Here is an 11,672-nt window from a genome sequence, read left to right as displayed (position 1 = left end):
TTTCGGTAGCGAAAATTACGGTAAATTTGAGCTCAGAGCGCATAAATATTGGATGCTTCAAGATAAGCTGGATGGCAGTATAAAAGATTTTAAATCTGGTGTTGATTCTTTTAAAAAATACAATCAAGAACATGGAATATTTAAAAAAGAATTTGACGAATACGCTAATTTCCTATTTAAGCAAAAGGGTGGGGCGGGAAGCTCTGTTAATTTAAAAAGCTCGGCATTAATAGCAAGCATGGGGAGCAAAACAGTAGTTGCTTCTTTTGGAGAATATTGCAAGAGGATGCTTAATTTAGAAAATAGTAAAAAACAAGAACATACCATAAATATAACACCACCAAGTAGAGGTATGAGTTTTAGACGGTAATTATTAATGACTTTGATATCTATAGTATAAAAACTTGAAATATGAGGACAAGTAAGAGCTGAGGATTGCTTTAGTTATTTGTTTTGGAATAATCGCAAGTTTTAGTATATAATATAGAAGTTGAATGACAGCATATATTTGTGGTATGCTAGAAATTTTATAAACAGCAAAGAGAGAATGCTATATTCCTCGTTGTATCGCTAAAATTCTATATCTATTCATTTGTGCAATCATAATTATAGATTGGTATGAAATTTGATTGATAAAAATTTGCGTAAGATTGAGCTATGACATCTAATTTTTATTATTTCGGCTTCTTGTATTTGCATATGGTAAAAGTGATAAAAAAATGCGTAAAATGTAGCCTAAAAGTAACTATAAAAATTTGTTTTATGCTTTAAAATTTGGTTTATTTTATTCAAATAGCCATAAACGCTACTTCCGCTTCACCGATATTTATGACCTTGCCTTTGCGCGCCATCACGCCTAGGCCGTGCTCCATGTCCCACGAGCAGCTAAACTCAAAGCCGATTTTCGCACTGTCTAGGATAGAGATATTTTGCAGCTCCAATAGTTCGCTAAGCTCCTACGGCGTGCTGATGCCCGGCATGAAATCGCTTTTCGTCTCACTCGGATAGTCGTAGATCTCCTGCCATTTTGGGTAGTTTTTTAAAATTTCAGCTAAGATGTCCGTTAAAAATTCTTCCTGATTTTGCTTTAGAAACTCTAGTGCGTCCGATTGCGCCTGGCTCGGCTCGTCCGTCTCCTCGCCGTCTTCATCTAAAAACGCGCAGCGAAACTCGCCCTCTTGCTCTAAAGCTTTGCCGGAATACTCCAGTCGCAGCGAGAAACTAAAGTCCTCGTATTCCTCATCTTCAAATTTGGATGAAATTTTAGGTTCTGCAAGATGCGCATTAAAAAACTCCGCGACCTTTGGGCTGCGGATGAAAAGATACTCCTCATTCGCTTCGTAGCTTTTGCGCAAAAATTTAAGCGCCTCCTGCTCCGCGCCGCACTCCAAGCAGCACTCGCCCTTGTAATAATCGCTCACGTAGGGCGGATTTTCATTGCTTCTGGCGCGCTTGTCCATCTCGCCTAGCTAGCGCAGCATATTTGAGGCGTCGCCCGCCCATTCGTACTCATTTGCCATGCGCGCCGCGTAGATGTATAGTCGTAGACGCGGTATTTCTCATCGTCCGCCTCCGCCCATTTTACCTCGATAAAGCGAATAATTTCCGCCTTTGTAATCTAGGATTTTTTAAGCAGTTATCTATCTAAGAAAACGCCGATCTCTTCCATTATTTTTTGCGCGTTTATTCCTACTCCTTTATAAATTTTTTGCCGATCTGCCTTATGATCTGAAAATAATCGTCAAATTTTTTCTATCTTTTTAAAATTTTATCCATATTGGAGCCACTTTGAGTCGGAATTTTACCTTGCTCATTTCTTTGCTTGAGCTGTCCGCACGCTGCACTGATATCTAGCCCCTTGCTCTGGCGGATCGTACAGGTAATACCGTGCGCGCATAGATAGTCTTGGAATTTCACCATATTTTCGGGGCTTGGTCTGCCAAAGCTCGAGCCTTCGTGCGGATTAAAATAGATCAGATTTACTTTTGCGCGGATGCCATGCAGAAGCTTCACTAGCGTTTTGGCATCGCTTGAGTGGTCATTTACCCCATCGATCATTAGATATTCAAACATCACGCGCTTTCGCAGATCGATTGGGAACTCGCGCACCGCCTGCATGATCGATGCAATATTGTAGGCACGATTTATCGGCATTAGTTTTTCACGCAGTTCGTCATTCACTGCATGCAGCGAGATCGCGAGTAGCACGCCAAGATCCATTTCGCCAAGCTTTTTTATCTGCGTAGAAAGTCCGCTCGTACTTATCGTTTGGCGACGTGGCGCTATGGCGAGTCCGTCGTTTTCTTTTAAAATTCGCACGGCTTTGGCAACGTTGTCTAGGTTATTAAGCGGTTCGCCCATCCCCATATATACAACATTGACGCGGCGCTCGTACGGGATCGCGTTCATTTTTTTGATGAGCCAAATTTGAGCCACGATTTCGCCTGGAGTTAAATTCCGTACGAAGCCACCTTTTGCTGTCAAGCAGAAGCTGCAGCCAATTTTGCAACCTACTTGCGAACTTACGCAGATTGAGTAGCGCGCATGTCTTATAACTTTTTCGTTTTCATCTCGCAGCTCATCCTTCATCGGTAGCAGGACACTTTCTATTGTCTTGCCATCTTTGAGAGCGAAAAGATATTTGATACTGCCATCGCTACTTGTTTCGGATCTGATGCATTTAAGCGGGTCTAAATAAAAATTTTGAGCTAAACTTTGACGGATCTCTTTTGGTAGATTTAGCATTTGTGCGAAGTCGTCCACATTCTTTTTGTAAATCCATTCGTAAATTTGCTTGGCTCTAAATTTTGGTTCGACGAAATTTTCAAGCTCTTTCATTGTAAAATCAAAGATATTTTTCAAATTAATGCCTTAGTTTTTAGATATTTAGTTAAATTTTCTTTTGCAGCGGCGTGATTTTTTAAAAAATCTGCGTGAGCGTTTGAATCGCAAAAATTCGTCGCACAAAAAATTCCGTAAGCGGGAATTTGAAATTTTTGAGCTACCTTAAGAACCGCAAAAAATTCCATATTTTCTAAAAAATAACCTCGCTCAAAGAATTTTAGCGCAGATTTTTTATCGGTCGTGATAAAATTTGAGCTATTAGTTATTGTTTCATATGAAACATTGGTAGAATTCCTAGCTGCAATTTCATAGCTAATCGGAGAGTATGAAAGCTCATAAAGCGCCGATATCTCACAGTTTACAGCCGATCTGCTTTCATAAATTTTTAGAATTTTACCTTCTTTATATAGCCCTGCAGAACCCACGAAAATGATTTCACTCGGCAAGCTTTGCCTATTTTCGCATAAAAATTTAGTCAAATTTATACTCATATCCATTAGCCCTACGCCCATAGGCAGGGCAAAATCAAAAATTTCATTTCGTCCGGCAGAGATTATCATTTACGCATTCACGCTTTCATTATTTTTCACTAATCATAGCAAAATGACGATAAATTTAAGGCTAAATTTTGAAATTTTTTCGTCGTAAAGTATCGGATGAAATTAAAATAAATCGAGTAAATATCTATGAGAGCTGTACCTTTATCTTCCATAATGATAGTAGTGCAGGTGGCGGGTAGAAGATGGAAAAGTATCATAAAAAAAGCTTATAATTTAGCTAAAACGAAGAAATTTTATCTAAGCAAAAACGATGCTTGCAAAAAACTTGCAAGATAATAAAGGCTGAAATAAAATTAATTGTTTAGTCGCTTTGACAGCTAAGTTTCAACCCCACGGTATAAACCTGACTAAATTTACAGTCTCACTTCAATATTTTGTTCTCGCAAATACGCTTTTAGTGCCTTGATTTCGATTTCTCTGAAGTGAAAAATCGATGCCGCCAGGCATGCGTCCGCGCCCGCTAAAAATGCGTCTTTGAAGTGCTCCATTTTACCCGCACCGCCGCTTGCGATCACAGGGATATCAAGCGCGCTAAAAATCCGCGTCAAATTTAGCTCAAAGCCGTTTTTAACGCCGTCGCAGTCCATCGACGTGAGCAAAATTTCGCCCGCACCGCGCTCCTGCGCCTCTTTCGCCCAAGCAAGCGCATCCCTGCCGGTATCCAGCCTACCGCCGTTTATAAACACACTATAGCCGCAAGGCTCGCCGTTCCCAGTTAAAATTTCATCCTGCGGAGCGCGTAAAATTTTGCCAAAATTTCGAGTCTCACTGCCTAAATTTGTGTCTGGATTTCGCATGTCGCCGTGTAAATTTCCGTTTAAATTCCTCGCCGCGCCATATAAATTACCGCGCGAAATTTCACTAGAATTTCGTTTTGCGTCGATCGCAATCACGACGCACTGCGAGCCGAATTTATTTGCCGCTTCGTCTATCAAATTTGGATTTTTTATCGCGGCTGAGTTGAGGCTGATTTTGTCGCAGCCCACGTTTAGCAGGCGTGAGATATCGTCGATCGTACGGATACCGCCGCCAACGGTCAGCGGGATAAAAAGCTCGCATGCGACCCGTTCTACGACATCCACGATCGTATCGCGCTCAAGGTGCGACGCCGTGATATCGAGGAAGCACAGCTCGTCTGCGCCCTCCTCGTTGTAGCGCTTGGCTATCTCGACTGGATCGCCCGCGTCTACGAGACCTACGAAATTTACGCCCTTTACCACTCGTCCGTCTTTGACGTCTAGGCACGGGATTATGCGTTTTGCGAATCTATTCAAAGCAGCCCTTTAGAATAAAATTTTTTATGATTTTAGCCAAATTTTACTTAACATAATGACTTTATAAGTAAAATTTGGCTAGACTCTCGCGATGATTAGGGCGAAAAAAGAGTTCGGGCAAAATTTTTTAAAAGACGAGGCCGTTTTAAGCAAGATCATCCAAGCGATTCCCGAGAGCGTACAGAATGTCGTTGAAATCGGGGCTGGCTTAGGTGATTTAACTCGCAAGCTTTTGGAATTTTACAGATTAAAAAGTTTCGAGATAGATGAAGATTTATATCAAATTTTAAGCGCTAAATTTGCGCAGCAGATCGCTAGCGGTGAGCTTGAGCTCGTTTTGGGCGATGCTTTGCGGATTTGGCAGCAGCGGGGTCTTGGCTGCGGCGAATATTTTTTGGTCGCAAATTTGCCCTACTACGTCGCTACAAAGATGATTTTGCAGGCGATCGACGATGAGTTGTGCAGCGGATTTTTGGTGATGATCCAAAAGGAGGTCGCTTTAAAATTCTGCGCTAGAGCCGGGCAGAGCGATTTTAGCGCTCTTTCGATCCTAGCCGATCTCGCGGGCGGTTGCGAGCTTCTATTCGACGTTGAGCCGGGCAGTTTCGAGCCTGCGCCAAAGGTAACCTCATCGGTGATCAGGCTCGTAAAAGGCAAAAATTTCAAACCCGGTGTCGAGAAAAGCGCAGGGAGTCTCGACGCAAAAAGTTGCGACCGCTTCCAAAGTCTCGATGAATACGAGAAATTTAAAAGCTTTTTGCGCGTATCTTTCAGCGCGCCGCGAAAGACGCTTATTAAAAATTTAAGCGCAAAATTTGATAGAGGCTTAGCCGAAGAGATCTTTTTAAATTTGAAAATTCCGCCCACGGTTCGGGCGCACGAGTTAAATTCCACCCTTTTTTTAGAAATTTTTAAAAATTTAAAGGTAAAAGATGGAAGAAAACAGAAATGAAAACGGCGTCGAACGACTCAAAAAAAGCAATCGCTACAAAAAACGCAAGGAAAATCTGAAAAAGTCGATAGTGGGCGGTAGCCTTAACGAAGACGGTACTTGGGCTGATAAAAGCACCAAATCGGGCGGCGCGGAATACGGCAGCGAGCACGAAAACGGCTTCCGCAAAAATAAAGGCGCGAAAAACGGACAAAATTCCGCTCGTTTAAAAGGTTCAAAAAACGGCTCTCGCAACGGATCAAATTCTACGAGCGGCTCGTCAAATGGCGGTTCAAACGCTGCGCATTCAAACGGCGTGGGCGGCGCGAATTTAAACAGCGCCGCAAAATCGGGCGGCAATAACGCAAAAGGCGCAAATTCTAGCGCCTCAGACGATACGAACTCTTCAGACTCGCAGAAAAAGAAAAAGCACAAAAAGCGCTCAAATATGCCAAAGAGCCTCACGGGCAACGAGCCGTGGCAGAAGGCGATGGATGATGCGATCGCGCAAAACAAGCTGATCCACGAGGAGCGCCTACATCCGCTTAAAAATGCTAATCGCAGCGACGATACGATACGTATCACACCGCTTGGCGGGCTAGGCGAGATCGGCGCGAATATGACCGTGTTTGAGACCAATACGAGCGCGATCATAGTTGACGTGGGCATGAGCTTTCCCGAGGAGAGCATGCTCGGAGTGGATATTTTGATCCCCGATTTTGATTATGTCCGCAAGATAAAAAATAAGATCAAAGGCATCCTCATCACCCACGCGCATGAGGATCATATCGGCGCGATGCCATATTTTTTCAAAGAATTTCAATTCCCGATTTACGCTACGCCGCTTCCTTTGGGGATGATAAGCAATAAATTTGAAGAGCACGGCCTTAAAGCCGAGCGCAGCTACTTCCGCCCCGTGCAGAAGCGCCAGCTCTATCAAATCGGCGATTTTGAGGTCGAGTTTATCCATATAACGCACTCGATTATCGATGCAAGCGCGCTTGCGATCACGACGAAGGCAGGCACCATCATCCACACGGGCGATTTTAAGATCGATCACACGCCGATCGACGGCTATCCGACCGATCTGAACCGTCTGGCGCATTACGGCGATCAGGGCGTCATACTTTTGATGAGCGATAGTACAAACTCGCACAAAGAGGGGATCACGAAGTCCGAAAGCTCGGTAGGCAAGACCTTTGATACGATATTTTCGAGCTGTAAGGGGCGCGTGATAATGAGCACCTTCAGCTCAAACATCCACCGCGTCTATCAGGCTATTGAGCGCGGCGTAAAATACGGCCGCAAGGTTTGCGTCATCGGGCGAAGCATGGAGCGAAATTTATTTACCGCGATGGAGCTTGGATATGTAAATTTAGACAAAAAGATCTTCGTCGATGCCGATCAGGTCTCCAAATACCCGGATAATGAGGTTTTGATCGTTACTACCGGCTCGCAGGGCGAGACGATGAGCGCGCTGTACCGCATGGCGACGGACGAGCACAAATACATTAAAATCAAATCCACCGATCAGGTAATCATCAGCGCCAAAGCGATCCCCGGCAACGAAAGCAGCGTCTCGACCGTGCTTAACTACCTGCTAAAAAGCGGCGCAAAGGTCGCGTATCAGGACTTCAGCGAGATACACGTAAGCGGGCATGCCTCGATCGAGGAGCAAAAACTCATGCTGCGCCTGATAAAGCCGAAATTTTTCCTACCCGTACACGGCGAATACAACCACATCGTAAAACACAAAGAGACCGCGATGGAGTGCGGCATCGAGGAGAAAAATATCTATCTGATGAACGACGGCGATCAGATGGAGGTTTGCGAAAAATATCTAAAGCGCGTCAAGACCGTCAAGACGGGCAAGGTCTTCATTGACAACCAGATCAACAAACAGATCTCCGACGAGATCGTCAAGCACCGCCAAAATTTAGCCGATGCGGGCGTCGCGGTCATCATCGCGCAGATCGACAAAAACGAAAAGAGGCTCATCCAGACGCGCGTCATCACCTACGGGCTCGTCGCCGATAATCAAACGGCGCACTTTACCAAGGAGATGCAGGGCATTATCGAGCAGTTTTTAGCAAATTTAAAAGATGAGTTTTTACTCGATCACTGGGCGCTGGAGGGCAAGATCCGCCAGGCTGTGCGTAAGCACATCTTTAGAAAGATCAAAAAATATCCGACCATCGTGCCGGTGATCTATTTGATGTAAGTGTGGCTAAATTTTATGGATTTAAGGCTTGCTTTGCGGTGTCGTGGGTGCATGAAATTTTATGTTGCGGGCGTAGAGTACCGAATTTTACGACGTAAGCGGGCTTTGCAGCGTTGGAATTTAAAAGCGGCATGAGCAGGTCTTGTAGCGCGAAATTTTAAAGCAGCGAGTAAAATTGCGAGCGTAAAATTTCGGCGTAAAGCGAAATTTAAAGAGCATCTAGCAAGGCCGCGGCGATCGGGTAGGGCGGCGCGTGATTTTGTAGATTAGAATTTTGCGGCTTAAATTTCAAAGGCGTGAAATTTTAGCTAGCGTAAATTTAAGCGCTACGCAAAGAGGCGCAAAATGAAAGCAAATTTTAAAAAGAAGGTTGAATGAGTGAAATTTTAGATACGGCACGAGAGGTGCTAAGGCTCGAAGGAGCGGAGCTTTTGCGGCATGCGGATCTTATCGGCGGCAAAATTGAGCGAGCCGTAAACTTGATCCTGGCTTGCAAAGGCAAGGTAATCGTCACCGGCGTGGGCAAGAGCGGCCACATAGGCGTTAAGATCGCCGCGACGCTTGCCAGTACCGGCACGCCGTCGTTTTTCGTCCATCCTACGGAGGCGCTGCACGGCGATCTGGGTATGATTGGCAAGGACGACATGGTGCTTGCGATCAGTTTTAGCGGCGAGAGCGAGGAGTTGGTTAGAATTCTGCCACACCTCAAACGCTTCGGCGTGAAGATCATCGCGATGGCGCGCGATAAAAATAGCTCGCTCGGCAAAGTTTGCGATGAGTTCATAAGCCTTAGCATCGTCAAAGAGGCCTGCCCGCTAGGTGCTGCGCCGACGGTTTCTACGACGCTAACGCTCGGTTTGGGCGACGCGTTAGCGATCTGTTTGATGAGGCAGCGCAGATTCGGCAAGGAGGATTTTGCAAATTTTCACCCAGGCGGCAGCCTCGGCAAGCGGCTTTTCGTCAAAGTAAAAGATGTGATGCAAAGTAAAAATTTGCCCGTCGCAAACCGTAACGCCAGCTTAAAACAAGCTATCGACGTTATGACGCACGGAAAGCTCGGCACTGTTTTGTTAGTGAACGAAAAGGGCACGCTCGAGGCGATCCTAAGCGATGGCGATCTGCGCCGCGCACTGATGCGAGAGGATTTTGACATCAATGACGCCGCGCTAAAATATGCCACCAAAAATCCTAAAATGCTAGACGATAAAAATATGTTAGCCATAGATGCGCTAAATTTGATCGAGCAATTTAAAATCCAGGTCCTGCCCGTAGTCGAAAATAGCGTGCCCGTGGGGATCTTGCATATTCACGATCTAACGAGCTTGGGGCTAAAATAATGCAAAAGATGCGTCTAAATAAATTTATCTCCCATAACACCGGCTACTCACGCCGTGAGGCAGATGAGCTGATCAAGCAGGGCAAGGTTAGCGTTAACGGTCGCGTCGTTAGCGATTTTATAGAGGTTAGCGGCGAGGAGAAGATCCGCATCGGCTCGCGTCTCATCAAGCCCAAGACGGAATTTACGATGATCGTTTATAACAAACGCAAAGGCGAGTTAGTTACTAAAAAGGACGATCGCGGCAGGCGGACGATTTACGATAGCTTGCCGGAGGGGTTTAGTAGATTTGTTAGCGTAGGGCGTTTGGATTTTGCAAGCGAGGGGCTTTTACTGCTAACCGATGCGCCCGCGATCGCTACGGCGCTGATGAACAGCGACATCGAGCGAGAGTACTATCTAAAGGTAAAAGGCGAGGTGAAGGACGAGGTGGTAACGGCGATCCGCGAGGGCTTTTTTGCCGCAGATGCGAGCAAAGGCGCGCACGCCAAAAGCAAGATCAAATCGATGGAATTTAAACCCTTTTTGGGCTACCGCATAATGCCTAGCAGCGGCGGTTATACGAAGATAAAGGCGATCATTAATGAGGGGCAAAACCGCGAGCTGCGTAGATTTTTCGGCTATTTCGATCTGGATGTCGTGGAGCTTAAGCGCACGGCATTCGGTAGAATGACGCTTGGGATGTTAAAACCCGGCAAATGGCGCTATTTTGATCAGAGCGAATATGAAGATCTGCGCGATTTTTTGAAAGAAAACAAAATCCGCTATTGAATTTAAGGAGGCGAAATGAGTTCAAAAACAAACGCCGCGCGCGTACTGGACGGTCTGAAAATCCCTTACGAGATCAAAGAATACGCGGTGGATCCTTTAAATTTAGACGCGGTGCATGTTGCAAACAGCGTGAACGAGCCGATCGAACGGGTCTATAAAACGATAGTTTGCACAGCGGATCACGAATACGTCGTGGCCTGCCTGCAAGGCGATCTAAATTTGGATCTCAAGGCGCTTGCGCACATCTGCGGGGCAAAGCGTTGCGAGCTGATGGATTTGAAGGATTTGCAAAAGGTCACGGGCTATGTCAGGGGCGGCTGCTCGCCGCTTGGGATGAAAAAGCACTTCCGCACTTTCATCGATGAAAAAGCGCTAACGCAGGAGAAAATTTACGTTAGCGCAGGCGTACGCGGAAAACAGATCGCTCTTGCGCCGAAGGACCTCGCAACTGCGACCGAGGCGCAAATTTGCAAAATAACGCATGACTAACGTAGCGTTACTTTTGCTGCTGTTTGCATAAGTAACGCCTATGGCAAGCTAGCCAAAATTTACACTGCGAAATTTAGACTTTTAAAATTTGGCGTTGCGCCGTTTATTAAAACGAGCTCCTGCGCGACAAGAAAATACAGATCAAATTAGTTTCGTAAAATTTTATTGTTAAAATTCTAAGTACCGCGCGCCGCAAATATCTCAAACGAGATGACGAGTACGCAGGGCGCGGCAAGTCTCTTTTAATAACGTGCTCTTTGCGCGTGATCCGTTTTATTCACTATAAATTTAGACTCACGGCGTTTGGAGCCATTCGCGATGAAATTTTAAAATTTCATCGCGAATTTTCTACGCCTCGCGCCTATTTTTTGAAAAGCTCAGAGACGTTTGGGGCTTGCTTTTCTTGCTCGCTGGCGGCGAAAAATTCCGCTTTGGCGAAGTTAAAAACGCTGGCGATGATGTTAGTAGGAAACATTTCGCAGGCGTTATTATAAACCGTAACGGCGCCGTTATAAGCGCGGCGTGCGGCGCTGATCTGCTCCTCGCACTCGCCTAACGCGTTTTGTAGCTTGGCAAACGATTCGTTAGCCTTGAGGTTCGGATACGCCTCTACCGCAATGCGGATCTGTCCCAAAAGAGCCGAAATTTCGCTATTTAGCTTAAATTTATCCGCGTTAGAAGCCGCGTTGATCGCTTGCGAGCGAAGTTCGCTAACGCGCGTTAGCACGGCGTTTTCGTGGCTCATATATTCGCGCGTGGCGCTAACTAAATTTGGGATGAGGTCGTAGCGCTTTTTAAGCTGCGTGTCAACGGTAGAGGCGATATTTCGCACCTGGTTGCGCTTGGCGATGAACGAGTTATAAACGCCTACTAACGCCAAAACTAACAAAACTATGACGACTAATAAAATCAAAGCCGCATTCATTTTCTCTCCTTTTAAAGTGTTTCAATTAAAAATAAGAATATTTAGCTATACTGCCGTTTCTTTATTCGTGTCAAGGTAGCTCAGCTGGTTAGAGCGCTGGTCTCATAAGCCGGAGGTCGAGAGTTCAAGTCTCTCTCTTGACACCATCTTCAAATTACCTTTAAGAGTGCAACGGCGCCTCAAAAAAGTTCGAGATTATATCTTACTTATACTTGAAAAATAATGAAAATTGGCAAAAGTATAAAATTTACCTTCGGGCAAATGTGAGTTTTTTTGAATTTGTTGCTCCGTCTCTAAAAGATAAATTTACGCAAAGTATCT

The 11,672-nt window shown here is 45.2% G+C and carries 12 protein-coding genes and 1 tRNA gene; 7 read left to right on the top strand and 6 right to left on the bottom strand.

What is annotated here, in order from left to right:
- Positions 1-370, top strand: a 370-nt coding sequence (locus Q0140_RS03850) for a hypothetical protein (RefSeq protein WP_297962075.1), incomplete at its 5' end; no start/stop codon positions are given.
- Positions 371-788: 418 nt separating this feature from the next.
- On the opposite strand, the gene Q0140_RS03845 is transcribed toward Q0140_RS03850, so the two are convergent.
- From Q0140_RS03845 to hisF, 5 genes are all read right to left on the bottom strand, one after another.
- A complete protein-coding gene (locus Q0140_RS03845; RefSeq protein ID WP_297962073.1) occupies positions 789-941 on the bottom strand; it encodes a hypothetical protein in 153 nt (50 codons plus the stop codon).
- A 15-nt stretch (positions 942-956) separates the two neighbouring features.
- A complete protein-coding gene (locus Q0140_RS03840) occupies positions 957-1,460 on the bottom strand; it encodes a hypothetical protein (RefSeq protein ID WP_297962071.1) in 504 nt (167 codons plus the stop codon).
- Positions 1,461-1,752: 292 nt separating this feature from the next.
- On the bottom strand, positions 1,753-2,862 hold the full coding sequence (gene rlmN / locus Q0140_RS03835; protein ID WP_297962069.1) for a 23S rRNA (adenine(2503)-C(2))-methyltransferase RlmN: 1,110 nt from the start codon (positions 2,860-2,862) through the stop codon (positions 1,753-1,755).
- Positions 2,859-3,404, bottom strand: coding sequence for a purine-nucleoside phosphorylase (locus Q0140_RS03830; RefSeq protein WP_297962067.1), 546 nt, complete (start codon positions 3,402-3,404; stop codon positions 2,859-2,861). Before Q0140_RS03830 ends, rlmN begins: the two co-directional genes overlap by 4 nt.
- A 353-nt stretch (positions 3,405-3,757) precedes the next feature.
- On the bottom strand, positions 3,758-4,678 hold the full coding sequence (gene hisF / locus Q0140_RS03825; protein ID WP_297962065.1) for an imidazole glycerol phosphate synthase subunit HisF: 921 nt from the start codon (positions 4,676-4,678) through the stop codon (positions 3,758-3,760).
- Between the two features lie 91 nt (positions 4,679-4,769).
- Here hisF and rsmA point away from each other — a divergent pair, with 91 nt between their 5' ends.
- From rsmA to ybaK, 5 genes are all read left to right on the top strand, one after another.
- Positions 4,770-5,630, top strand: a complete 861-nt coding sequence (gene rsmA, locus Q0140_RS03820; RefSeq protein ID WP_297962063.1) for a 16S rRNA (adenine(1518)-N(6)/adenine(1519)-N(6))-dimethyltransferase RsmA — start codon at positions 4,770-4,772, stop codon at positions 5,628-5,630.
- Positions 5,611-7,830, top strand: a complete 2,220-nt coding sequence (locus tag Q0140_RS03815) for a ribonuclease J (RefSeq protein ID WP_297962061.1) — start codon at positions 5,611-5,613, stop codon at positions 7,828-7,830. Before rsmA ends, Q0140_RS03815 begins: the two co-directional genes overlap by 20 nt.
- A 374-nt stretch (positions 7,831-8,204) precedes the next feature.
- Positions 8,205-9,167, top strand: coding sequence for a KpsF/GutQ family sugar-phosphate isomerase (locus Q0140_RS03810; RefSeq protein ID WP_297962059.1), 963 nt, complete (start codon positions 8,205-8,207; stop codon positions 9,165-9,167).
- Between the two features lie 8 nt (positions 9,168-9,175).
- Positions 9,176-9,937 carry a pseudouridine synthase gene (locus tag Q0140_RS03805; RefSeq protein WP_297962077.1) on the top strand — a complete coding sequence of 254 codons (762 nt, stop codon included), beginning with the start codon at positions 9,176-9,178 and terminating at the stop codon, positions 9,935-9,937.
- A gap of 15 nt (positions 9,938-9,952) precedes the next feature.
- Positions 9,953-10,426, top strand: coding sequence for a Cys-tRNA(Pro) deacylase (gene ybaK / locus Q0140_RS03800; RefSeq protein WP_297962057.1), 474 nt, complete (start codon positions 9,953-9,955; stop codon positions 10,424-10,426).
- Between the two features lie 361 nt (positions 10,427-10,787).
- On the opposite strand, the gene Q0140_RS03795 is transcribed toward ybaK, so the two are convergent.
- A complete protein-coding gene (locus Q0140_RS03795) occupies positions 10,788-11,351 on the bottom strand; it encodes a LemA family protein (protein WP_297962055.1) in 564 nt (187 codons plus the stop codon).
- Between the two features lie 69 nt (positions 11,352-11,420).
- On the opposite strand from Q0140_RS03795, the gene Q0140_RS03790 reads away from it, so the two are divergent.
- Positions 11,421-11,497, top strand: a tRNA-Met gene (locus Q0140_RS03790).
- Positions 11,498-11,672 lie beyond the last annotated feature (175 nt).

Source organism: uncultured Campylobacter sp. (assembly GCF_938045405.1).
GTDB lineage: Bacteria > Campylobacterota > Campylobacteria > Campylobacterales > Campylobacteraceae > Campylobacter_B.
This window is presented reverse-complemented; position numbering and strand designations above follow the sequence as displayed.

Bases quoted from the DNA above. Each gene is read 5' to 3' on its own strand.
- Q0140_RS03840 (WP_297962071.1), bottom strand. From the start codon at position 1,460: ATGGACAAGCGCGCCAGAAGCAATGAAAATCCGCCCTACGTGAGCGAT.
- Q0140_RS03830 (WP_297962067.1), bottom strand. From the start codon at position 3,404: ATGATAATCTCTGCCGGACGAAATGAAATTTTTGATTTTGCCCTGCCT.
- rsmA (WP_297962063.1), top strand. From the start codon at position 4,770: ATGATTAGGGCGAAAAAAGAGTTCGGGCAAAATTTTTTAAAAGACGAG.
- Q0140_RS03815 (WP_297962061.1), top strand. From the start codon at position 5,611: ATGGAAGAAAACAGAAATGAAAACGGCGTCGAACGACTCAAAAAAAGC.
- Q0140_RS03810 (WP_297962059.1), top strand. From the start codon at position 8,205: ATGAGTGAAATTTTAGATACGGCACGAGAGGTGCTAAGGCTCGAAGGA.
- Q0140_RS03805 (WP_297962077.1), top strand. From the start codon at position 9,176: ATGCGTCTAAATAAATTTATCTCCCATAACACCGGCTACTCACGCCGT.
- ybaK (WP_297962057.1), top strand. From the start codon at position 9,953: ATGAGTTCAAAAACAAACGCCGCGCGCGTACTGGACGGTCTGAAAATC.
- Q0140_RS03795 (WP_297962055.1), bottom strand. From the start codon at position 11,351: ATGAATGCGGCTTTGATTTTATTAGTCGTCATAGTTTTGTTAGTTTTG.